Source organism: Aquibacillus salsiterrae (genome assembly GCF_028416595.1).
In the GTDB taxonomy this organism is placed as follows: domain Bacteria; phylum Bacillota; class Bacilli; order Bacillales; family Amphibacillaceae; genus Aquibacillus_A; species Aquibacillus_A salsiterrae.
Genome location: NZ_JAMQKC010000001.1, coordinates 108,495 through 130,763, shown reverse-complemented (window position 1 = coordinate 130,763; position 22,269 = coordinate 108,495). Strand labels below are relative to the sequence as shown.

The window sequence follows — 22,269 nt, the reverse complement described above, 5'->3', positions numbered from 1 at the left end:
GCTTAAAGAGCTTCATGATTTCGGCATAAAGATAGTAGAAATAGGGAAAGTAATGTGGTAGGAGGATGATAGAATGACTACTTTCAAACGTGTTTTTTTAATTGTGATGGATTCTGTTGGGATAGGGGAAGCAAAGGATGCAGAAAGTTTTAATGACCAAGGTGCTGATACGTTAGGGCATATTGCAGAAGCTATGGATGGAGGTTTGAGTCTCCCTACGCTTTCTAAACTAGGACTTAGTAATATTCGTCAAATTAAAGGGGTGGATAAAGCAGACCGACCAATGGCACACTATACAAAAATGCAAGAAGCATCGAACGGGAAAGATACGATGACAGGCCATTGGGAATTGATGGGTTTACATATACAAACACCATTTCGCACCTTTACCCAATTTCCTGATGAGTTAATCGAGCAATTGGAGAAAAAGACTGGCCGAAAGATAATTGGAAATAAACCTGCCTCTGGTACAGAGATAATAAAAGAATTGGGTAAGGAACATATCGAAACAGGTGCATTAATTGTTTATACTTCGGCAGACTCTGTTTTACAAATTGCAGCCCATGAAGAAGTTGTTCCGATTGAGGAGCAATATCGAATTTGCGAAATTGCCAGAGAACTTACTTTGGACGAAAGATACATGATTGGAAGGGTAATTGCCCGACCGTTTATCGGAGAACCGGGTGCTTTTGAACGCACCTCGAACCGTCATGACTACGCCTTAAAGCCGTTTGGTAGAACAGTCATGAATGAGTTGAAAGACAGTGGTTTTGATGTTGTTGCCTTAGGCAAAATATCTGATATTTATGATGGGGAAGGTGTAACAGAATCGATTCGAACCGTTGATAATCAGGATGGTATGGTGAAGCTAATGGAGTCGATAGACATGGCTATCCATGGGTTAAGCTTCTTAAATTTGGTTGATTTTGATGCCAAATACGGCCACCGCAGGGATCCAAAAGGATATGGTGAGGCGTTAGAAGCGTTTGATGGACAACTAGCGGGCGTGCTTGACAAGCTTAAACAAGAGGATTTATTAATCATTACTGCTGACCATGGCAATGACCCTGTCCATCATGGAACAGACCACACGCGCGAATATGTACCATTACTCGTCTATCATAAAGGTATAGACAAGGGTAAGGAACTTTCAGTGCGAAATACGTTTGCAGATGTCGGGGCTACTGTTGCCGATAATTTCGGTGTGAAATTACCTGAATTTGGTGCAAGCTTTCTAACGGAGATAAAATAGGGGGATTATGATGGACGCATCCAAAATCAAAACAGCAGCATCCTTTGTTGAACAATATGTCACTAATACTCCAGAATTAGGGTTGATTTTGGGGTCAGGGTTAGGAGTGTTAGCTGAACAAATCGAAAATCAGGTGCAAATTCCTTACCAGGAAATTCCACACTTTCCTGTTTCGACTGTCGAGGGACATAAAGGGCAGCTAGTGATAGGGGAACTAGAAGGGAAAGCTGTTATGACGATGCAAGGGCGGTTTCATTTTTATGAAGGCTATTCCATGGAGCATGTAACGTTTCCTATTCGAGTAATGAAACAACTCGGTGTTAGCACGCTTATTGTTACTAATGCGGCTGGAGGAATAAACGAGTCGTTTACACCAGGAGACTTAATGATTATTAAAGACCATATAAACAATATGGGAACGAATCCGTTAATTGGACCTAATGACACAGAGCTTCTTGGCCCTAGATTTCCAGACATGTCTTTAGCATATGACAAAAAGCTTATTCAGTATGCCAAGCAATCCGCTAAAGACTTGGGTTTAACAGTTAAAGAGGGTGTTTATGTTGGGAATACAGGGCCGTCTTATGAAACAGGTGCAGAAATAAAAATGTTGCGAATCGTTGGTGGTGATGTTGTTGGAATGTCCACTGTTCCAGAAGTTATCGTCGCTAATCATGTTGGGATGCGTGTACTCGGAATCTCGTGTGTTTCCAATATGGCTGCTGGAATATTAGACCAACCACTTTCGCATCAAGAGGTTATCGATACAACGGAAAAAGTGCGAGAAGATTTTCTTTCGTTTGTGAAACAAATCGTTAAAACAATTCCTAAGAGTGAAAGAATATAGGTGAATTCTCATGCGAATGGTAGATATCATCAAGAAAAAAAGAAACGCATTATCGCTAACAGAAGAAGAAATTCGTTTTTTTGTCAATGGATATACAGATGGGAGGATTCCAGATTATCAGGCTTCGGCATTGTTAATGGCCATTTATTTTAATGGGATGACCGAACAAGAAACTGCTTTGTTAACGAAAATGATGGTTGAATCAGGTGATACGATTGATCTGTCTGCAATTAAAGGGCACAAAGTGGATAAACATTCTACCGGTGGTGTCGGTGACAAAACGACGCTTATTGTTGCTCCATTAGTTGCTTCTGTTGGTGTTCCTGTGGCGAAGATGTCTGGAAGAGGGCTCGGCCATACAGGAGGTACACTTGACAAGCTAGAGTCAATCGAAAACTTTAAGATTGAGTTAGATAACCAGCAGTTTATCGATCATGTTAATAACTATAAAATCGCTGTGGCTGGACAAACGGGTAATCTTGCCCCGGCCGATAAGAAATTATATGCACTTCGAGACGTGACAGCGACAGTAGATTCGATACCGCTTATTGCTAGCTCAATCATGAGTAAGAAGCTAGCCTCTGGTGCAGATAGCATCGTTCTCGATGTGAAAACTGGGACTGGTGCGTTTATGAAGACACTAGAAGATTCAGAAGCTTTAGCGCAGGAAATGGTGAAAATCGGCAATAATTTAGGGAGAAACACGATTGCTGTCATTAGTGACATGAATCAACCATTAGGCTATGAAATTGGTAATGCTAACGAGGTAAGAGAAGCAGTTGAAGTGTTGCAAGGGAAAAATGTCTATGACCTTAAACAGCTTGCATTAGAGCTTGCCACCCAGATGACATTATTAGCAAATGTATTTTCGACCTATGACGAGGCATACGAAGCACTGGAACAAAATTTAAAAAATGGTAAAGCCTTTTCGATGTTTAGGCAATTTGTTAAGGCACAAGGTGGGAATGTAGCAAGAATTGATCACTTAGATACATTGCCAACCGCATCCTATCATATAAAAGTTAACTCCCCGACAGACGGCTATGTAAATGCAATTGATGCAGAAGCTATCGGGATTGCGGCTATGTATTTAGGGGCAGGGAGAGCAACAAAAGAAGATACGATTAATTATGGCGTTGGGATTACCCTTAGTAAGAAAATTGGTGATCAAGTTAAACAGGGGGAGCCCTTAGCAATCTTGCATGCTGATAGTGAATTACCAAAAGATGCGATAGCGACAGTGCTCAAAGCCTTCCGAATTACGGAAAATGAACCAACTAACATTAAACTGATCTATAAAGTTATCCCTAACTAACAATAAGGGTGGATAAAGAAAGTAAGATTCTTTATCCATCCTTATTTTTTTTGTTATAAAAATTTCATTTCATGGAAAAAATATGAATACTACAAGATATGGAGGTATTTACAATGAAGAGATATATCTTATCGATACTTGCGATAATTGCACTAGTCATGTCTACCAGTTTCCTAAGTGTAACTGCTAAAGAAACGAAGAAGGATGATAAAAATAATCAAGAAAGCAAAGTTAACCTTGCAGATAATTCCAAATCAGCCATACTGCTTGAGCGAGATACTGGAAAGATTTTGTTTAAAAAAAATGCAAATGAACAACTTCCACCCGCTAGTATGACAAAGATAATGACCATGTTGCTTGTGATGGAGGCGTTAGAGGATGGGAAAATTAGCTTAGATGAAAAAGTTCGTGTCAGTGAATATGCAGCCTCCATGGGTGGTTCGCAAATTTTCCTTGAGCCCGGCGAAGAAATGACGGTTAACGACTTATTAAAAGGAGTTGCTGTGGCGTCTGGAAACGATGCGAGTGTTGCGCTAGCTGAACGAATTGCTGGCAGTGAAGAGGCATTCGTTCAAATGATGAACCAAAAGGTAAAGGAGTTAGGGTTAGAAAATACCAATTTTGTTAATCCAACAGGTTTACCTGCAAAAAATCATTATAGTACTGCTTATGACATGGCGGTAATGGCGAAGGAGTTGTTAAAACATAAACAAATTACAAATTATACAAGTATTTATGAAGATTATTTAAGAAAAGGCACAGAAGATGAATTTTGGTTAGTTAATACGAACAAGCTCGTAAAGTTTTATGATGGAGTAGACGGTTTAAAGACAGGTTACACAAATGAAGCAAAATATTGTTTAACAGCTACTGCTGAAAAAGAAGGCATGCGGACGATTGCGGTTGTAATGGGGGCTGAAACGACGAAACAGCGAAACAGCGATGTAACTAAAATGCTTGATTATGCTTATTCTCAGTTTGCAACAAAACAATTATTTGAAAAGGCTCAACCAGTTACCAAGTTAAATTTAATGAAAGCAGACAAAGACGATGTTGATATTGTTACCGGCGATTCTGTTTCCGTGGTGTTCTCTAAAGGCGACAAATTAGATGGAATTGAGACAAAGGTGTCTGTAAATCAAAATATCGAGCTTCCATTAAAAGCTTTCGATGTAGTTGGTAAGCTGGAAGTAATCAAGAATGGTGAAATATTATCCGAAACGAAATTAGTAATAAAAGAAGACGTGAACACAGCAAGCTTATTCCAATTATTTAAGCGGTCAATGGATCAAATGGTTAGATAGCAAATAATTCATGGGTTGGTGCTGCAAACTTTCGCTAATTTGTTCGAATATCCACTTCTTTTGTCGAGAGGGAGGAATTTAAAGAGCAAAAGGAGAAAAGGTTCACTACAGAAATATGTAAGGAGGAATCTGTAGTGAGTCTTTCCGTTCAATTAACAACGAAAGAAGATGTACTTTTAGTAAGACTCTCTGGTGAGCTTGATCACCATGAAGCTGAAAATTTAAAGCAAGAATGGCAATCTGCAATGAAAAAAAGTAATTTAAAACATGTCATCCTTAACTTAGAGAGTTTATCGTTTATGGATAGTTCAGGATTAGGAGTTATTCTGGGGCGATATAAAGAAGTAAAACAAAACAGCGGAGAAATGGTAGTATGTTCTATTTCTCCAGCAGTAAAACGGTTGTTCGATATGTCTGGGTTGTTCAAAATTATCCGTCTGGAAGAAAGTGAAGAATTTGCATTAATAAGCTTGGGGGTGGCTTCATGAGAAATACAATGAATCTTGAATTCTCAAGCTTAAGCCAAAATGAATCATTTGCTCGTGTAACAGTCGCTTCATTTGTTTCTCAATTAGATCCAACGATGGATGAGCTAACGGAAATTAAAACAGTAGTTTCCGAGGCAGTGACCAATGCGATTATCCATGGGTATGATAATCAAACCGACCAGAAGATCTATATTTCCTGTACGTTGGATGATGACTCGGTGGAATTGGTGATTCAGGACTTTGGAATAGGTATTGATAATATCGAAGAAGCAATCCAACCGCTATATACCTCTAAGCCTGAATTGGAAAGATCTGGGATGGGTTTTACGATAATGGAAAACTTTATGGACAAGGTTGAAATAAATTCCGTGCCCAATCAAGGAACGACTGTAAGATTAGTCAAACAATTTAAAAAGAGTAAAACCTTATGCAACTAAGGGGATGCCTATGGGAATAGAATTAAAAAAATCAAAAAAAGAGGAGCAACTGACTGATAAAGAAGTAAAACAATATATTCAATTAAGTCAAGAAGGAGATCAAACCGCTCGAGATATGCTCGTTGAAAAAAACGTTAGACTCGTTTGGTCAGTTGTTCAACGCTTTATTAATCGAGGGTATGATCCTGATGATTTGTTTCAAATAGGGTGTATCGGATTACTAAAATCAATCGACAAGTTTGATTTATCTTATGACGTTCGTTTTTCGACTTACGCTGTTCCAATGATTATTGGAGAAATTCAGCGTTTTATCAGGGATGATGGTAGTGTGAAAGTTAGTCGATCTCTTAAGGAAATAGGAAATAAAATAAGGAAAAAGAAAGACGAATTAACCAAGGATTATGGTAGAGCCCCTACAGTAAATGAACTGGCGCAAGCGTTAGAACTTACCCCTGAAGAGGTTGTCCATGCCCAAGAAGCATCACGATTACCTCATTCTATTCATGAAACAGTATATGAAAATGACGGTGATCCTATTACCCTTTTAGATCAGATTGCTGACCAAGATACAAAATGGTTTGATAAAATAGCCTTGGAGGAAGCGATTAGAGAGTTGGACGAACGGGAACGTCTCATTGTGTATTTAAGATATTATAAAGATAAAACACAATCAGAAGTTGCTGAAAGACTTGAAATTTCACAGGTTCAAGTTTCGCGTTTGGAAAAAAGAATTTTACAGTTTATAAAAGATCAAATAGGTATGTAATCATGAAAAGAATCTACCCCAATATTGTTATTGGGGTAGATTTTTTTTAGTGATTAACTAGTATGAATCAATTTAGTTCGTCCCATACTAGTTATAGAACTCCGAAATGAGGGGGATAACTATGGGGGAAAGTATGTATGTAAGGTTAAGGAAAAATATTACGGTTAAGCAGAATAGTGAGATAAGGCTTAAAGATATCGCGTTTGTAACCGGAAGTCCTAATATCGTTAACCGTCTTGGCAATACGTTTATTTATCAAATTTCCAAAAAAGACCAAAGCGTTTCTGTGATTGATGGGTTTGTTGTCATCCAACAACTTGTTGACAAATTTCCACAGCTGGATATCCAACTTATTGGACAAAATCAAACAATTGTGACCATTGAGCAAAAACAAAAGAAACCATCAATATTCCTTGTTTCTGTGATATGGTTATTACTTTTTATTGGTTCTGCTATGGCGATTATGAATTTTCATTACGACGTTAGTATGCAAGAGGTTCAGCAGAAACTTCATTATCTTCTAACCGGAGACAAAGTAACGAATCCTCTGTGGATGCAAATACCTTATTCCCTAGGTTTAGGTGTGGGGATGATTTTATTTTTTAACCACTTGTTTAAGAAACGATTTAATGATGAACCAAGTCCATTGGAAGTCGAGTTATTCAAGTACCAACAAGACCTAGACAGCTATGTTACCTATCATGAAAATAACTTAAATAGTAAACAGAATGATGATCAATAAATTATCTGAAATCTTCATTGGTTTCGCTTCAGGTCTTGTCGTAGGTACTGGTTTTGTAGGTTTTCTTACTGTGTTAGGTATCATTCCACGATTGGTCCAGCTTAGCAAAAGTATTGACTACGTAAAACCATATGAAACAGGAGTTGTCTTAGGTGCTCTATTTGGGGTTTATTTATCGTTCACTGGGGCAACGATGAATGTCTCTCCGTTGTTTATCTTGATTTGGGGAAGCTTTCATGGTGTGTTTGTTGGAATGTTAGCTGCAGCTTTAACGGAAGTATTAAATGTATTTCCGCTGTTGGCTAAAAGAGTCGGAGTTGAACAACAATTGATTTGGTTGTTAATGGCGATTGTATTTGGCAAAGTCTTTGGTTCTCTCTTTCAATGGATCTTATTTGAACAATAACAAACAGTGTTGGGGTTCAAGTCATAATTTTTAAAGCATACCCTTTTCGTGTGGAAAGGAAAGATTTCATGGGTAAACAGAAAAAAGTAATCATTATCACAGATGGTGATGAATATGCAAGAAAGACAATTGACTACTTAGCCAACCAATTGGGAGGTACTAGTCTGTCGGAATTAACAAATAATCCTTCTAAAGTACCACCTGAGAAGGTATTACAAGCCGTGCATGAAGCAAAGCAAGAGCCTGTTTATGTATTAATTGATGATGCAGGTGTCCAAGGTGTCGGGTTCGGGGAAAAAATTTTATCTTCCCTTGCAGAGGACCCGAAGATTGAAATCATTGGAGCCATTGCAGTTGCAGCCCATACTAAAAATATGGAATGGTGCAGGTTCACGTTTGCGATCGATAATGAAGGCAATCAAATACCATATGGTGTTGACAAAAAAGGGATCCCTATTCCAGAAGTAGGGAGGATTAATGGGGATACCATTTATTTACTTGACCAGTTAGACCTTCCACTTGTGATTGCAATTGGAGATATCGGCAAAATGGATGGGAAAGACGATATAAAGAAAGGTTCCCCGGTGACAAGAAAGGCATTAGAAATTATTTTTGAGAGAGGTGGATTAACTTGAGAAATACAAAGAATAAACGACCGATCTCAGACAAACTTAAAGAAAATCAATCGTATATGAAGGATAGAGTTGGTGTTGGAACTTCTTTTGATGTCGGCTATCGAAAGTTATCGCTATTAAAAAAAGAAACTGATTTATATTATTTAACCGGGCTATGTGATTCATCTTTAATTGTAGAATTGATAAAAAAACTTGTTGAAATAAACGACAATGAATCAAATGTTAGGAAACTCGCTGATATAGTAGAAAACCGGCTTGTTCATCAACAAGTGACTAGAGTTAAAACAATGGATGAGGTAGTTGATCAATTGCTATCCGGGCTTATTGTTATTTTTGTTGATGGAGTAGACGAGGCATTTATCGTTGATGTTCGTAGCTACCCAGGCAGAAGTCCTCAAGAACCCGATACAGAAAAAGTAGTTAGGGGCTCTCGGGATGGTTATACCGAGAATATTATTCAAAATACAGCACTGACTAGACGAAGAGTTAGAGATGAACGCTTACGCCATGAAATTGTTCAAGTTGGTGAAAGATCGAAAACAGATATTTGTATCTCTTTTTTGCAAGATGTCGCCGATGAAGGTTTAGTTAACCTTATAAAAGATGAGATTAAAAATATTGAAATAGATGGTATTTCGATGGCTGACAAAACAGTAGAAGAATTCCTTGTCAAACAAGGTTTTAATCCATTCCCGCTAGTTAGGTATACAGAAAGACCAGACGTAGCCGCCAATCATCTACTTGAAGGGCACGTTTTAATCATGGTTGATACGTCACCAAGTATGATCATTACACCAACTACATACTTCCATCACGTCCAGCATGCAGAAGAGTACAGGGAATCACCTGTGGCCGGGACGTTTATTAGGTGGGTACGGTTTATGGGTATTTTAATGTCTGTTTTTCTACTTCCTTTATGGTTGCTAATGACGATGGACCCTTCGTTATTGCCCGAGAAATTACAATTTATTGGACCTAATGAAGAGGGAAACATTCCTATTGTGCTACAGATACTCATGGCTGATATTGGGATTGAATTCTTAAGGATGGCTGCTATTCACACACCGACACCACTATCAACTGCAATGGGGTTAATTGCAGCGGTATTAATCGGTCAAATCGCAATTGATGTCGGTATGTTTAGTGCAGAAGTTATCTTATATGTTGCTGTTAGTGCAATCGGCTCATTTGCAACACCAAGTTATGAACTAAGCGTCGCAAATAAGATAGCAAGAATGTTATTAGTGATTATTACAGCTATCTTTTCTGTCAAAGGCTTAGTGATAGGTTTTTCCTTGTATTTGTTGCTTCTTACAACGACAAGATCATTAAACACCCCTTATTTATGGCCATTTTTACCTTTTGATTATAAGGCGATGATTCAAATCATATTCCGTGTTTCTGTACCACTCAATAAAGTGCGTCCAAGTATTGTACACCCTCGCAATGCTTATAAACAACCAAAAGATTGAAAGTAACCAGTTAATATAGTTGAAGAGTACTATTGATTATGGTAAATTTACTTTATCTATTGTACTCAAGCATTGACAAATCCCTTGTCTCCGTCACAAAGGAGGGTGGTAAGGGATTTTCCTTTGCCTTATGACAAGTGTTATGGATGGCTTTGATAAAGAAACAAGGATGGAGGTGGTATTTCTTGAATCCACTTGAAATAAATCAACAGGATCATCTAATGGTTAATGGCCAAGATACTACAGAATTGGCAAACAAATATGGTACGCCTCTTTTTATTTATGACGTCAACAAAATACGCAATAATGCGAGAGCCTTTGTTCATACGTTTGAGAAATTAGGTGTAAAAGCACAGGTTGCTTATGCCAGTAAAGCATTCTCCTCAGTTGCGATGCTACAAGTAGCAAAGCAAGAAAAGCTAAGTTTAGATGTTGTTTCACAAGGGGAACTTTATACTGCGCTTAAGGCAGATTTCCCTGTAGAAAAAATTCATATGCATGGCAATAATAAAAGTGCACAAGAATTAGAAATGGCCGTTTCACATAAAATAGGCTGTATCGTAATCGATAACTTCTATGAGATTAAATTGCTTGATGACATTCTAGCAAACTATAAAACAGAAATGGACGTTTTAATTCGGGTAACACCAGGGATCGAAGCACATACCCATGATTATATTTTAACGGGTAACGAGGATTCTAAGTTTGGGTTTGATTTAGCTAATGGACAAGCTGAAAAAGCGTTACAAATGATCAGCGAAAGCAAATGGATTCAGTTAAAAGGACTACATTGCCATATTGGATCACAAATATTTGAAACAGATGGGTTTGTGATGGCTATTAAACGGTTGTTTAGTACGCTTGAAGAATGGAAAACGAGACACGCTTTCGTCCCAAAGGTATTAAATTTAGGTGGAGGGTTCGGGATTCGTTATACAAGCGAAGATGATCCATTACCACTAAGCGGCTATGTTGAAGCATTAGTAAGCGAAGTAAAGGTGCATGTCAATCGAATTGGCATTCCATACCCAGAAATATGGATTGAGCCTGGACGTTCCATTGTTGGTAATACAGCAATTACGCTTTATACGGTTGGATCGAAAAAGGTGATTCCAGGCGTCCGTAATTATGTAGCAGTAGATGGAGGAATGACTGATAACATTCGTCCAGCCCTTTATCAAGCGAAGTATGACGCTGTGCTTGCAAATAAGGCAAGTCAAAAAGTTGCAGAAACTGTTTCGATTGCTGGGAAGTGTTGTGAATCCGGAGATATGCTGATTTGGGACCTTGACCTACCAACTGTTGAGCACGGAGATTTGTTAGCTGTGTTTAGTACAGGTGCTTATGGTTATTCCATGTCCAGTCATTATAACCGGTTTCCGAAAGCAGCTGTTGTATTTGTTGAAAATGGAAAAGACAAGCTAGTGATCAAAAGAGAGACATATCAAGATCTTCTTAAAAATGATTTGTCTTACGAATAAGCTCGAGATTCAATCAAATGATAAAATAGATTAGTTATCAATGAGTTACTAGGAGGAATTATTGTTATGAAAAAAGGTAGTATTGTAATGGAAAATGGTGAAAAAATCCTGATTGATTTTTTTGAAGCAGATGCACCAAACACAGTAAAGAATTTTGAAGAGTTAGCTAACAAAGGTTTTTATGATGGACTTACTTTTCATCGTGTCATTCCTGGCTTTGTTTCACAAGGGGGCTGTCCAACGGGAAATGGTACCGGTGGCCCAGGCTACACTATTAAATGCGAAACAGAAGGTAACCCAAATAAACACGAAGTAGGTTCACTTTCCATGGCACACGCCGGGAAGGATACGGGCGGTAGTCAATTCTTTATCGTTCATGAACAGCAGCCACACTTAGATGGTGTTCATACTGTCTTTGGCAAAGTAACAGAAGGAATAGATACTGCTCTGAAAATGAGAAATGGTGATGTGATGAAAGAAGTTAAAGTTTGGGAAGAATAGAAAAAAGTAGAGGGATTTATTCCTCTACTTTTTTTCTATTACTGCAAACGCACCCTAGTCCAAGCTTAAACGGAATAGAAACGTGTTTATTTATCTAGTAATTATTTTGTAATATAATTGTCTTAAAAATATTATCTGATAATCATGACTTTTTTTGTGAAAAGTAGTATCATTTTAACTAAATGAGGTATGATGTATAAAGTTATGATGTTTTTTCTTATTAATAATGGAACACGCGGTGACAAGTTATATAGTTAATGAGGGGTAGTTATGTTAATTCGTTATAAGAAAACATTTGAAAAGATTGCCATGGGTTTATTGTCTTTTATGCCTGATGAAAAAGATGTTAAGAAACTCCAACAAACGATAAAAGAATATGAAGTGAATCCCGATTGGCAATTGTTTTTATGGAAAGAAGAAGATATTCTTGGGGCAATTGGCGTGCGAATTGATAATGAGCATTCTGCTATTGTTCAACATATTACTGTAAACCCATCACATCGAAATCTGGGAATTGGTAAAAAAATGGTTAATGCTGTTAAAGATGTATATAAAGATCAGTACTTAGTTCTATCAAATGAAGATACGAAAGCTTTTTTTGAAAAAGTGTAGAGTTATGTAACGGTTTAGTAAAATCAATCAATTAATCCTTCCTAACTAATTAGGAACAAACCTTTATAGTTTACTCCGCTTAAACTAAGGGAGGAATTGCAGATGATGCACCAAACCTATCAAGTAAAGCTTGATACTTTTGAGGGGCCACTGGACTTATTATTACATCTAATAAATCAATATGAGATAGACATTTATGATATACCAGTTGCTAAAATTACAGAACAATACTTACTCTACATTCGTACGATGCAGGAGTTAGAATTAAACATAGCTAGCGAATATTTAGTAATGGCCGCAACACTACTAGCTATTAAAAGTCAACAATTGCTACCTAACCAGGAATTAGCAATAGAGGATGATCAGTACGAAGAAGACCCAAGAGATGAACTAATGAGAAGATTAATTGAATATCGAAAGTATAAGGATGCAGCTAATCAATTAAAAGAAAAAGAATTAGATGCAAATCAAATATATACACGACCGCCAAAAATATTTGACGAGATGGAGAAAAAACATCCAATGAAACAAGGGGATGTCTCGATTTACGATATGATTGCAGCGATGTCGAAAATTTTTGAACGAAAAAAGTGGACACAACCTTTAGAAACGAAAATACAACGATCCGAAATTCCAATCAAACAACGGATGGAAGAAGTGCTTACGCTGATTAGACAAACAAAAGACGGTGTTAGCTTTTATCAACTCTTTCCTGTTCCCTCCCGCTCTCATATTGTTGTCACCTTTATTGCAATTTTGGAATTGATGAAAACAAAGGAAATATACTGTGAGCAAGAGAATCACTTCGATGAGATTATTGTTTACAACATGGGGGATTACAATTGCAAATAAAAGAATTAAAAGCTGTGGCAGAAGGATTGTTGTTTGCTTCAGGGGATGAAGGGATAACGAAGAAACAATTAGAGCGATTGTTGGAAGTCGACTTAAAGACTGTTGAGCATATCATTAATGAGCTGAAATACGATTACGATCATGCGGAAAGAGGCATTACTATTATGCAGTCGAATGATACCCTCCACCTAACAACAAAACCAGAGCATACCTCCTATTATCAGAAACTTATGGAGTCTCCTCAGTCATCAAGGCTTTCCCAGGCAGCTTTAGAAACTTTAGCGATTATTGCTTATCAACAACCAATCACAAGAGCAGAAATAGAGGATATACGTGGGGTGAAAAGTGATCGACCTGTTCAAACGTTATTAAATCGTTTGTTAATTGAAGAAGTTGGTCGTAAAGAAGGAATTGGTCGTCCAATCTTGTTCGGGACAACAAAAGACTTTTTAACTTACTTTGGATTGAAATCGATTGAAGAATTACCACCTTTACCAACAGATATAGAGGAAGCCGATGTCGAACAGGAAGCGGATTTATTTTTTGAAAGGTTTCAAGAACAGATAGACAAAAATAGTGACAGCTAACCAAGAAAAGAATATTTTTTTTGATAAATTTGGGGGATTTCATTCATATGCATGTCCTTTCCGCATAAACTTGTACAGACACAGGGAAGGTTGGGAGGAAGCATCTTGAAACGACTACTAATTGTATTGGTTTGTACTAGCTTACTGGCAACGATGATACCAACACAAGTAATGGCCAAACCACAAGTATCTGCCAGAAATGCAATCTTAATTGAGCAATCGACAGGAAGAGTGTTGTATGAGAAAGCCGCAAATGATAAACATCTTATTGCAAGTATTACGAAAATCATGACTGCTATTTTAGCTGTTGAATCTGGAAAATTAGATGACACGGTCACTGTAAGTAGAAACGCAGCCTATACAGAAGGGTCCTCTATTTATTTAAAAGAAGGCGACAAGATGAAATTAAGAGATTTAGTCTATGGACTAATGCTAAGGTCCGGAAATGATGCAGCAGTCGCCATTGCCGAGTATGTGGGAGGTAGTGTAGGTGGTTTTACTTATTTGATGAATGACAAGGCAGCATGGTTAGGTATGAACAATTCACAGTTTGACAATCCCCATGGATTAGATTCAAAAACCCATTATTCCACAGCCTATGACATGGCTTTATTAATGCGCTATGCAATGAAAAATGATATTTTCAAAGAAATTACTGGTTCCACCTCCTATAAAGCTGAAAACAGAAAGTATGCGTGGGGAAATAAAAATAAATTACTTACTCGTTACTACGACTATTCAACGGGTGGAAAAACAGGATATACACGGGCAGCTGGACGAACATTAGTCTCAACTGCTGAAAAAGATGGGATGGAACTAATTGTCGTAACTTTAGATGCGCCGGATGATTGGAAAGATCACATGAGGTTGTTTGAATGGGGTTTTGACAATTATGAGATGACGAAAGTTCAAAACAAGGGCATGGAGACATTCAAAATCAAAGGTACCGACGAAACTGAAAGTGGCTTCTTTAATAAGGACATAGTTGTCCCGTTAACTAAGGATGAAAGAGACCAATTACAAATTCAAACCTATTTTAAGAAAGAGCAAAACAACCAGACGGTAAATGATGTAATCGGTAAAAAGGTATTTAAACTGGATAATGAGTTAGTTGCTGAAGCCTCAATTTACCGGGAATCAGAACAAGAAAACGAGGAGAAAAACCAGACTTTCGTCAGTGATATGTTGCAAATTTTCCAACAACTAGTCGGGGTTGGTAATCCAAATGGTTAATCTTATTTGGGCATTTATGGCGATAATCGGAATTGTTTATGCCATGTTTAACGGTACAATGGATAACGTCAATCAAGCGTTGTTTGAAAGTGCAAATGAGGCAGTTACTTTGTCAATTGGATTGATCAGCGTACTAGTATTCTGGTTAGGACTGATGAGGATAGCAGAAAAAGCAGGGTTGCTACGTTCACTTACCACCCTATTTAAGCCATTGGTTACGAGACTCTTCCCGGAAATACCGAAGGATCACCCGGCGATGGGTTACATTTTATCGAACTTTACTGCCAACTTATTTGGACTAGGCAATGCTGCGACCCCAATGGGAATTAAAGCAATGGAGGAAATGAAGAAACTAAGTGGGTCCGATCATGCAAGTAGGTCAATGATAACCTTTCTGGTAATAAACACATCAAGTTTAACTTTGATTCCAACGACAGTAATTGCCATTCGTATGCAGTATGACTCAAGCGCCCCTACGGAGATTGTTGGCACAACTATCTTAGCTACATGTGTCACTACCATTTCAGCTATTATTGTTGATAGGCTATTTTATATGAGAAGGGTGCGGAAAAATAAATCATGAGTTTGATAACAACTATTAGCACGTGGATTATTCCTTGTATCATTTTATTTGTATTAGTAGTTGCCACAATGAAAAAGTTACCGACCTATGAAATTTTCGTTGAAGGAGGGAAAGAAGGGATAAAAATGGCTATTTCTCTTCTTCCTTTTTTACTTGGAATGATGGTTTCAATCGCTATTTTGCGAGGGTCTGGAGCAATGGATGCCATGATTGCTTTTATATCACCGTTTTTAAAAGCGGTTGGTGTTCCATCAGAAATTGTCCCGCTCGCTGCCATTAGACCAATTTCTGGGACAGCGGCATTAAGTATGACGACAGAATTGATTAAAACGTACGGACCTGATTCCTTTATTGGGAAATTAGCTTCAACTATGCAAGGGAGTACAGATACAACGCTTTATATCTTAACGGTGTACTTTGGAGCTGTTGGGATTAGGAGAATGGGTGATGCTTTAAAAGTTGGACTCATTGCCGATTTTATTGGTATAATAGCTTCAATCGTCATCGTAACGATTGTTTTTTCTGGTTAGGCGTTAACATTATTGTTAACGCTATTGTTATGTTTAAAATAATTTTGAAAAATGGTGATTTTAAATGTCTAATAATCAAGAACGACTACAAAAAGTGATTGCACAAAGTGGCTATACATCAAGACGCAAAGCAGAACAGTTAATTGAAGCTGGTAAAGTAAAAGTAAATGGTGCGATTGTAAAAACGTTAGGTGCTAAAGTATCGCCAAATGATGCTATTGAAGTAGAGGGAATCCCTTTAGAAAAGGAACAGCCTGTATATTATATGTTGTACAAGCCCCGTGGCGTTATTTCAAGTGTGAAAGATGAAAAGGGAAGAAAGGTTGTTACCGACCTATTACCTGAAGTGAAAGAAAGACTGTTTCCTGTTGGTAGACTCGACTATGATACATCAGGTATATTACTCTTAACAAATGACGGTGAATTTGCTAATTTGCTGATGCACCCAAAACATCAAATTGACAAAATTTATGTAGCAAAAGTAAAAGGTATACCGACAAAAGAAGAGTTACAGACTTTTAAAAAAGGAATACGGATAGATGGAGAAAGGCTAAAAGCAGAGTTTGTCAAAATAATATCGTCTGATCGACAAAAAAACACAAGTATCATACAGCTTGTATTGCATCAAGGAAAAAATCGCCAAATAAGACGAATGATGGAATCGATTAATTGTCCAGTTATGAAACTTAAGCGTGAGCAGTATGGCTTCTTAACTTTACATGGTCTAAATCCTGGTGAGTTTCGCGAACTAACTCCAAAAGAAGTTAACCAACTTCGGGCAGAGGCAGCAAAATAGGTTAAAAAGATAAAAAGGGTAGAAGTTTATTTAATTGCTGCTTTTTTATATTGCAACACTTTAATAATAGGCATAAAGTATTAAGAAAAGGGGGGTTTTGGAGATGGATAAACAAGCGAAAATTTTAGTTGTAGATGACGAGGAAAGAATTAGGCGTTTAATACGAATGTACTTAGAAAGGGAAGACTATCAAATCGACGAAGCAGAAGATGGTGATACTGCTGTTAAAATGGCATTAGAAAATGAGTATGAATTAATTTTGCTAGACTTAATGATGCCCGGAAAAGATGGGATTGAGGTTTGTAAGGAAATCCGAGAGAAAAAGACTACTCCTGTTATTATGTTAACCGCTAAAGGAGAAGAGTCTAATCGTGTTCAAGGATTCGAAGTTGGTACAGATGACTACATTGTCAAGCCGTTTAGTCCCAGAGAAGTTGTGTTAAGGGTTAAAGCATTATTAAGAAGGTCTGGTAGTGCTAATCTACTTAATAGTGGAAATACAACGAAAGATATTTTAGAGTTTCCTCACCTTGTTATTGATAATGATGCACACCGCGTGTTAGCGGATGGAATAGAAGTTGGCTTAACACCTAAGGAATATGAACTGCTTTATTTCTTGGCGAAGGCACCAGATAAAGTATATGACCGAGAACATCTGCTTAAAGAGGTATGGAAGTACGAATTTTTTGGGGACCTTCGAACAGTAGATACGCACGTTAAAAGACTACGTGAAAAATTAAATAAGGTGTCAAAAGATGCCGCTAAGATGATTGTTACAGTTTGGGGTGTAGGCTACAAATTTGAAGTAGCTAGTGAGTAATGTTTTGGCGAAGTGTAGTTGGAAAGCTATGGTTCACATTTCTGTTGTTAGTTTCTGTTGTGCTGGCTATTTTATCATTTCTACTCCTTCAGTTTTTCCAAAATTTTAATATTGTTGAAGCTGAAAAGGATTTGATGCAAACGGCAACAAAGATAACAGTCTTGATTGAACAATATGATGATCGCGATTTTATTATCGAAACGGCTGATCGGGTAAAAGATTTATCAAGTCGAATCGTTATTTTGTTTGATGATGGTGACTTTTGGATATCAGATAGTACGGATGATAAGTTACCAGCTATTTCTAGAAGTTGGATAGCTTCAGAGAATGATTTAAGGCAAGTCATGGAACAGGAGGCACAAGTAAAGAAGCAAAAAACGATTCCAGATAGCAATGATGAAGTGATGATTGTTGGAAAACCAGTTGAAGGCAAAGGCGGGGCTGTGTATGTTTACCAATCATTAAGGGCGGTCAAAGAAACGACTGAGCAGACAACGCAAATTATCCTTATCAGTGCAGGAATTGCGATTGTGCTTACAACTGTTTTTGCCTTTTTCTTATCAACAAGGATTACTTCACCACTAATTAAGATGCGAGAAGGGGCGTTTGAGTTAGCGAGAGGTGAGTTTAATACAAAAGTTCCGATCTTAACTCATGATGAAATCGGTGAATTAGCGATGGCCTTTAACCGGATGGGCCGACAGCTAAAATTTCATATCAATGCGCTAAGACAAGAAAAAGAACAGTTATATAGTATCTTGAGTTCGATGGCTGATGGAGTCATAACAATGAACCGTAAGTCTGAAATTATTGTGACGAACCCACCTGCAAAAAAATTTTTGGAAGACTGGTATTACGAGAATAACGTTGTCCAACCGGATACACTCGAATCACCGACAGAATTAAAAAAGTTACTTCAAGAGGTAATCGAGTCGGAAAAAGAGATCTCAAGAGAAATTTTTATTCAAGGCCGAAGCTGGGTAATCATCATGTCTCCTTTATACGACCAAACGTACATAAGGGGAGTAGTAGCAGTAATTCGAGACATGACAGAAGAGCGAAAACTTGACCAACTTAGGGAAGATTTTATTGCTAATGTCTCTCATGAACTTCGAACACCAATCTCTATGTTGCAAGGCTATAGTGAAGCTATAGTGGATGATATTGCTGAGAGCAAGCAAGAAAAAAATGATTTAGCTAAAATCATCCATGAGGAATCATTACGTATGGGTCGACTTGTTAACGAATTATTAGATTTGGCACGGATGAAGGCTGGTCATATTTCATTGAACAGAGAAAATGTAAAGCTCGAATTGTTTCTTAAGCGAATTGTTCGGAAGTTTAAGGGTCTTTGCGAAAGTAAAGAAATTCAATTAATTTCTGAGTTGAATGTTAACACTGCATCCATATCGATTGACCCGGACAGAATTGAACAGGTGTTAACAAACCTAATTGATAATGCAATTAACCATACGAAGGATAATGGAAGTGTCATAGTCTCTGTTAATGAACAATCAAACTATCTTGAATTCTCCATAAAGGATAATGGATCTGGTATTTCCCAAAAAGATTTGGCATTTGTGTTTGAAAGATTTTATAAAGCTGACAAATCACGGAAGCGAAAAAATGGGAAAACGGGAACTGGCTTAGGACTAGCCATTGCAAAAAATATTGTCGAAGCTCATAACGGTACGATTTCTGTTCAGAGTAAGGTAAATGAAGGAACGACATTTACTTTTAGACTTCCAAAAATTATCGAAAAAGCTGAATAAATGTTGAAACTTCTTGTTACTTATGAAACAACATAAATAAACGATAACTTGTAGAAAAAGCAGTTTTCTACAAGTTTTTTTGTAGGTAAAAAAAACAGTTGGCGGCAATTGTCTAGCTTCAGCACCCTCCATTTTTGTTATGTAATATTTAAATTAGGTCTAGATAGATTGATTTGATTCGATTAATATGAATAGAGAGTGAGTGATCCATACATAGTTATTTCGGAAAGTAATAAACCATAAAGAATTCAGGAGATACCTCCTCAAGTTTTTACTAAAAGATAAAAAAGTATAAAAAAGCCCAAGAGCTGTCTGGCTTCAGCGCCTAGCCCTCCTGAGGTCATAAGTCTGATCAAGGCGCCCTGCGCTTTTCTTAGTCTGTAACTTTTTCGTTGCAGAGACGACAACTATAAATGAAATGGGGGTTCTAGCGTGAGAGCCGCTTTTGATGAACTTTATGAAAACTATCATAAGGATTTATTTCAATTCGTGTTTTACATGGTTAAAGACAGGCAACAAACAGAGGACATTATTCAAGAAGTCTATATTAAAGTAATAAATGCATATGACACATTCAAAGGGGAAAGCTCAGAAAAAACTTGGCTATTTTCCATTGCAAGGCATGTAACGATTGACTTTTTCCGCAAACAGCAACGAAAACGCAATAGAATCATTGATTTCTTTGACTGGGGAGAAAATGGTCATTTTATTAAGGATGAGGCAGACTTGCCGGATGAAGTTGCCGTCATGAATGAAGAAATGAGATTGGTTTATCAATGTTTGGACCATTGTAGTATCGATCAAAAAAGTGTTATTATCCTAAGATATATTCAATCGTTCTCCATCCAGGAAACGGCGGAAACACTAGGATGGACGATAAGTAAAGTGAAAACGACCCAACACCGTGCCTTAAAAACATTAAAGAGAATGCTTGCCGATCATGATCGAGGGGAGGGAACAAATGTTGAGTCACGATAATTTTAATGAAGAAAAGTTAAGTAAAATGCTGTCCGAAATGCCGAAAATTCAAGATAATCAAGATAAAGACAAGTTGTATGAGAAGATATCTAACAAAATAAATGGTGATGATCAACAGGACGCGTTCCGTACAAAACAAAAGTTTCCTTGGGCAATCCCTTCCATTGCATCAATTGCAGTAGTCATTCTGTTAATTGTTATTTTTCAGGATGCTTTTCCAAATAGGCAATATTCTAATAGTGACAGTGCTTCTGAGCAAAGTACGTCCTCTTCAGACAAAGCTTTAGAAAACAGCGATATGGCTCCTTTTGCAGCAGAAAAAAATGATAGTTTTGATGCAGGAAAAAGGGACGAATCTGATGGAATGACGGAAAATGAAATGTCCATGCTTACGAAAGACATTGGGTTTTCTAGTTATATTATTTACGACTCAAATCCGAATGTTTCGATAATTCCTGTGGCGGCGATGGATGAAAATATACAATATGTTGTTCCCTTAACCCTTGTAGACAATACTAATCCAGATGCAGATCCTGCGAATTTTTATAATCAATTGGATGCGTTTATCAATGAAGAAGAGTTGGGTGTGGTAGTCTTTCCGTTTGGCAAAATAGCTTTTCAATTAGAACTAGGTGAAAACAAAGTATTACTTACTATTCCGGACGGTTATCAGATGGAAGAGGGTAGTGCAATCGGGGGGATGTTTAAACAAGTACTTGCTACCATGTTTACACCATATGGTATTACCAAAGCAGTAGTAGACCCTGATAATTCGCGAAACGAGTCATTTGGAATGTACGGAAATATAGATTCATTGCCGTTGGATAAGCCAAAGAACCAAAGTTTTAAGCTGTACCGTGGGACTAAAGCGAATCAAGCTTTACTTATCCCGTCTTTACCAAATCAATTCAACACGATGGAAGAAGCGTTGGAAGATATGAAGCAGAATCAACCAGATTTTCTTTTGGAAGCGACGATAGACAGTGATGTCGATTTAGAGATAAAGGTAAAAGCACAAGGTGTAACGATCAGTAGTTCAAGTAGCAAAGTAGCAAATAATCAGGAAACAGCAACCATGATTGAGGCAATCTTGTTAACAGCTAAAAGTTTTGGTTATACCAGTGTTACCTTTGATTTTCCAGTTGAACAGGTAGGCGCTTATCAGCTTAACAAATCAATTCAAGTCCCGGCAGGCCCAAATCCCATACAATTGCATTAACTAGTTGTAATGTTTAACCGTGAAAGGTCACAAGTACGGAGCATTGAATTGTAAAAAATTTAATGCTCCTTTTTGAACGATAAAACTGCCATACAATTCAAAAGTTGTACAAGTACTAAGCCTTGAACTACTTAGATACTAAGGGTGGACTGACTTATTTGTGAAATGACTGTAGCAAATCGATCCCGTTCCGTGGTAGAATATTGTAGAACTAAATCACTTTATGCCGGTTAGGAACAAAAGCGCTCTGACGTGGCTGTTGCTGGATGGTATCGACGCTTGGATTTTTAATACTTTCTAATCTTTTAAGAAAAAAACAGAAAACGTTACTGGGATAACATACGTAAATCAGCGGGAGTATGCTTATCTGGCTGGCTTATCTAGTTTTTTTATTGATTCTGTCGGACAATTCTCAATAGCGTCAGCAAAATCATCCGCAAGCTCTTTTGGTATTTTAGCTGTACCTGTGTTGTTGTCTAAATGTACGTAGGCTAGTCCTTCATCATCATAATCAAATATAGCCGGAGCAGCTGCACCACAAGCCCCGCAAGCGATACAAGTATCTTTATCTACGATTGTATACGTTGGCATTGTTCTTTCCTCCTATTACTTCCTCATCACTAGAATCGAATAGAATGTAC

Annotated in this window: 25 protein-coding genes; 24 read left to right on the top strand and 1 reads right to left on the bottom strand. The window is 37.5% G+C overall.

Annotation, left to right across the window (positions count from 1 at the left end; translation table 11 throughout):
- Nucleotides 1-73 precede the first annotated feature (73 nt).
- From deoB to NC799_RS00590, 24 genes are all read left to right on the top strand, one after another.
- Nucleotides 74-1,252: a phosphopentomutase gene (deoB, locus tag NC799_RS00705; RefSeq protein WP_272444400.1), complete on the top strand. Its 1,179-nt coding sequence runs from the start codon at nt 74-76 to the stop codon at nt 1,250-1,252.
- Between the two features lie 10 nt (nt 1,253-1,262).
- On the top strand, nt 1,263-2,099 hold the full coding sequence (locus NC799_RS00700) for a purine-nucleoside phosphorylase (RefSeq protein WP_272444399.1): 837 nt from the start codon (nt 1,263-1,265) through the stop codon (nt 2,097-2,099).
- 10 nt (nt 2,100-2,109) lie between these two features.
- The gene (locus NC799_RS00695; protein WP_272444398.1) at nt 2,110-3,414 is read left to right on the top strand and encodes a pyrimidine-nucleoside phosphorylase; all 1,305 of its coding nucleotides are present in this window, start codon (nt 2,110-2,112) and stop codon (nt 3,412-3,414) included.
- A gap of 113 nt (nt 3,415-3,527) precedes the next feature.
- On the top strand, nt 3,528-4,718 hold the full coding sequence (locus NC799_RS00690; protein WP_272444397.1) for a D-alanyl-D-alanine carboxypeptidase family protein: 1,191 nt from the start codon (nt 3,528-3,530) through the stop codon (nt 4,716-4,718).
- Nucleotides 4,719-4,852: 134 nt separating this feature from the next.
- Nucleotides 4,853-5,206, top strand: coding sequence for an anti-sigma F factor antagonist (gene spoIIAA, locus NC799_RS00685; RefSeq protein ID WP_272444396.1), 354 nt, complete (start codon nt 4,853-4,855; stop codon nt 5,204-5,206).
- Nucleotides 5,203-5,643 (top strand): anti-sigma F factor, encoded by a 441-nt coding sequence (spoIIAB, locus tag NC799_RS00680; protein ID WP_272444395.1) that lies wholly within the window; start codon nt 5,203-5,205, stop codon nt 5,641-5,643. The genes spoIIAA and spoIIAB overlap by 4 nt, the downstream gene beginning before the upstream one ends.
- A 10-nt stretch (nt 5,644-5,653) precedes the next feature.
- Nucleotides 5,654-6,409, top strand: coding sequence for an RNA polymerase sporulation sigma factor SigF (gene sigF / locus NC799_RS00675; protein WP_272444394.1), 756 nt, complete (start codon nt 5,654-5,656; stop codon nt 6,407-6,409).
- 121 nt (nt 6,410-6,530) lie between these two features.
- Nucleotides 6,531-7,151: a stage V sporulation protein AA gene (locus NC799_RS00670; protein ID WP_272444393.1), complete on the top strand. Its 621-nt coding sequence runs from the start codon at nt 6,531-6,533 to the stop codon at nt 7,149-7,151.
- Entirely contained in the window at nt 7,138-7,557 is a 420-nt protein-coding gene (locus NC799_RS00665; RefSeq protein WP_272444392.1) for a stage V sporulation protein AB, read from the top strand. The genes NC799_RS00670 and NC799_RS00665 overlap by 14 nt, the downstream gene beginning before the upstream one ends.
- A 68-nt stretch (nt 7,558-7,625) precedes the next feature.
- The gene (gene spoVAEA / locus NC799_RS00660) at nt 7,626-8,192 is read left to right on the top strand and encodes a stage V sporulation protein SpoVABEA (protein WP_272444391.1); all 567 of its coding nucleotides are present in this window, start codon (nt 7,626-7,628) and stop codon (nt 8,190-8,192) included.
- A 56-nt stretch (nt 8,193-8,248) separates the two neighbouring features.
- Nucleotides 8,249-9,664 (top strand): spore germination protein, encoded by a 1,416-nt coding sequence (locus NC799_RS00655; RefSeq protein ID WP_272444771.1) that lies wholly within the window; start codon nt 8,249-8,251, stop codon nt 9,662-9,664.
- Nucleotides 9,665-9,810: 146 nt separating this feature from the next.
- Nucleotides 9,811-11,145 (top strand): diaminopimelate decarboxylase, encoded by a 1,335-nt coding sequence (lysA, locus tag NC799_RS00650; RefSeq protein WP_417006657.1) that lies wholly within the window; start codon nt 9,811-9,813, stop codon nt 11,143-11,145.
- Between the two features lie 66 nt (nt 11,146-11,211).
- Nucleotides 11,212-11,646 carry a peptidylprolyl isomerase gene (locus tag NC799_RS00645; RefSeq protein ID WP_272444388.1) on the top strand — a complete coding sequence of 145 codons (435 nt, stop codon included), beginning with the start codon at nt 11,212-11,214 and terminating at the stop codon, nt 11,644-11,646.
- 270 nt (nt 11,647-11,916) lie between these two features.
- Complete coding sequence (locus NC799_RS00640) at nt 11,917-12,258, top strand: GNAT family N-acetyltransferase (protein WP_272444387.1); 342 nt, start codon at nt 11,917-11,919, stop codon at nt 12,256-12,258.
- Between the two features lie 105 nt (nt 12,259-12,363).
- The gene (locus tag NC799_RS00635; RefSeq protein WP_272444770.1) at nt 12,364-13,110 is read left to right on the top strand and encodes a segregation/condensation protein A; all 747 of its coding nucleotides are present in this window, start codon (nt 12,364-12,366) and stop codon (nt 13,108-13,110) included.
- Nucleotides 13,101-13,697, top strand: coding sequence for an SMC-Scp complex subunit ScpB (scpB, locus tag NC799_RS00630; RefSeq protein ID WP_272444386.1), 597 nt, complete (start codon nt 13,101-13,103; stop codon nt 13,695-13,697). The genes NC799_RS00635 and scpB overlap by 10 nt, the downstream gene beginning before the upstream one ends.
- A gap of 105 nt (nt 13,698-13,802) precedes the next feature.
- Nucleotides 13,803-14,930 (top strand): D-alanyl-D-alanine carboxypeptidase family protein, encoded by a 1,128-nt coding sequence (locus NC799_RS00625; RefSeq protein WP_334313833.1) that lies wholly within the window; start codon nt 13,803-13,805, stop codon nt 14,928-14,930.
- Nucleotides 14,923-15,513, top strand: a complete 591-nt coding sequence (locus NC799_RS00620) for a nucleoside recognition domain-containing protein (RefSeq protein WP_272444385.1) — start codon at nt 14,923-14,925, stop codon at nt 15,511-15,513. Before NC799_RS00625 ends, NC799_RS00620 begins: the two co-directional genes overlap by 8 nt.
- Nucleotides 15,510-16,043 carry a spore maturation protein gene (locus NC799_RS00615; RefSeq protein WP_272444384.1) on the top strand — a complete coding sequence of 178 codons (534 nt, stop codon included), beginning with the start codon at nt 15,510-15,512 and terminating at the stop codon, nt 16,041-16,043. Before NC799_RS00620 ends, NC799_RS00615 begins: the two co-directional genes overlap by 4 nt.
- Nucleotides 16,044-16,107: 64 nt before the next feature.
- On the top strand, nt 16,108-16,839 hold the full coding sequence (locus tag NC799_RS00610; RefSeq protein ID WP_272444383.1) for a pseudouridine synthase: 732 nt from the start codon (nt 16,108-16,110) through the stop codon (nt 16,837-16,839).
- Nucleotides 16,840-16,942: 103 nt separating this feature from the next.
- Nucleotides 16,943-17,659, top strand: coding sequence for a response regulator transcription factor (locus NC799_RS00605; protein WP_272444382.1), 717 nt, complete (start codon nt 16,943-16,945; stop codon nt 17,657-17,659).
- Nucleotides 17,659-19,431: an ATP-binding protein gene (locus NC799_RS00600; protein WP_272444381.1), complete on the top strand. Its 1,773-nt coding sequence runs from the start codon at nt 17,659-17,661 to the stop codon at nt 19,429-19,431. Before NC799_RS00605 ends, NC799_RS00600 begins: the two co-directional genes overlap by 1 nt.
- Nucleotides 19,432-19,863: 432 nt before the next feature.
- Nucleotides 19,864-20,409 (top strand): RNA polymerase sigma factor SigX, encoded by a 546-nt coding sequence (sigX, locus tag NC799_RS00595; protein ID WP_272444380.1) that lies wholly within the window; start codon nt 19,864-19,866, stop codon nt 20,407-20,409.
- The gene (locus NC799_RS00590) at nt 20,393-21,628 is read left to right on the top strand and encodes a hypothetical protein (protein ID WP_272444379.1); all 1,236 of its coding nucleotides are present in this window, start codon (nt 20,393-20,395) and stop codon (nt 21,626-21,628) included. Before sigX ends, NC799_RS00590 begins: the two co-directional genes overlap by 17 nt.
- A gap of 363 nt (nt 21,629-21,991) precedes the next feature.
- Here the strand turns inward: NC799_RS00590 and NC799_RS00585 are convergent, their stop codons facing one another.
- Nucleotides 21,992-22,219, bottom strand: a complete 228-nt coding sequence (locus tag NC799_RS00585; protein ID WP_272444378.1) for a 4Fe-4S domain-containing protein — start codon at nt 22,217-22,219, stop codon at nt 21,992-21,994.
- Nucleotides 22,220-22,269 lie beyond the last annotated feature (50 nt).

Excerpts from the sequence above, each read along its gene's own strand:
- deoB (WP_272444400.1), top strand. The coding sequence starts at position 74 with ATGACTACTTTCAAACGTGTTTTTTTAATTGTGATGGATTCTGTTGGG.
- NC799_RS00700 (WP_272444399.1), top strand. The coding sequence starts at position 1,263 with ATGGACGCATCCAAAATCAAAACAGCAGCATCCTTTGTTGAACAATAT.
- NC799_RS00695 (WP_272444398.1), top strand. The coding sequence starts at position 2,110 with ATGCGAATGGTAGATATCATCAAGAAAAAAAGAAACGCATTATCGCTA.
- NC799_RS00690 (WP_272444397.1), top strand. The coding sequence starts at position 3,528 with ATGAAGAGATATATCTTATCGATACTTGCGATAATTGCACTAGTCATG.
- spoIIAB (WP_272444395.1), top strand. The coding sequence starts at position 5,203 with ATGAGAAATACAATGAATCTTGAATTCTCAAGCTTAAGCCAAAATGAA.
- sigF (WP_272444394.1), top strand. The coding sequence starts at position 5,654 with ATGGGAATAGAATTAAAAAAATCAAAAAAAGAGGAGCAACTGACTGAT.
- NC799_RS00670 (WP_272444393.1), top strand. The coding sequence starts at position 6,531 with ATGGGGGAAAGTATGTATGTAAGGTTAAGGAAAAATATTACGGTTAAG.
- NC799_RS00665 (WP_272444392.1), top strand. The coding sequence starts at position 7,138 with ATGATGATCAATAAATTATCTGAAATCTTCATTGGTTTCGCTTCAGGT.
- spoVAEA (WP_272444391.1), top strand. The coding sequence starts at position 7,626 with ATGGGTAAACAGAAAAAAGTAATCATTATCACAGATGGTGATGAATAT.
- NC799_RS00655 (WP_272444771.1), top strand. The coding sequence starts at position 8,249 with ATGAAGGATAGAGTTGGTGTTGGAACTTCTTTTGATGTCGGCTATCGA.
- lysA (WP_417006657.1), top strand. The coding sequence starts at position 9,811 with ATGGCTTTGATAAAGAAACAAGGATGGAGGTGGTATTTCTTGAATCCA.
- NC799_RS00645 (WP_272444388.1), top strand. The coding sequence starts at position 11,212 with ATGAAAAAAGGTAGTATTGTAATGGAAAATGGTGAAAAAATCCTGATT.
- NC799_RS00640 (WP_272444387.1), top strand. The coding sequence starts at position 11,917 with ATGTTAATTCGTTATAAGAAAACATTTGAAAAGATTGCCATGGGTTTA.
- NC799_RS00635 (WP_272444770.1), top strand. The coding sequence starts at position 12,364 with ATGCACCAAACCTATCAAGTAAAGCTTGATACTTTTGAGGGGCCACTG.
- NC799_RS00620 (WP_272444385.1), top strand. The coding sequence starts at position 14,923 with ATGGTTAATCTTATTTGGGCATTTATGGCGATAATCGGAATTGTTTAT.
- NC799_RS00615 (WP_272444384.1), top strand. The coding sequence starts at position 15,510 with ATGAGTTTGATAACAACTATTAGCACGTGGATTATTCCTTGTATCATT.
- NC799_RS00610 (WP_272444383.1), top strand. The coding sequence starts at position 16,108 with ATGTCTAATAATCAAGAACGACTACAAAAAGTGATTGCACAAAGTGGC.
- NC799_RS00605 (WP_272444382.1), top strand. The coding sequence starts at position 16,943 with ATGGATAAACAAGCGAAAATTTTAGTTGTAGATGACGAGGAAAGAATT.
- NC799_RS00600 (WP_272444381.1), top strand. The coding sequence starts at position 17,659 with ATGTTTTGGCGAAGTGTAGTTGGAAAGCTATGGTTCACATTTCTGTTG.
- NC799_RS00590 (WP_272444379.1), top strand. The coding sequence starts at position 20,393 with ATGTTGAGTCACGATAATTTTAATGAAGAAAAGTTAAGTAAAATGCTG.
- NC799_RS00585 (WP_272444378.1), bottom strand. The coding sequence starts at position 22,219 with ATGCCAACGTATACAATCGTAGATAAAGATACTTGTATCGCTTGCGGG.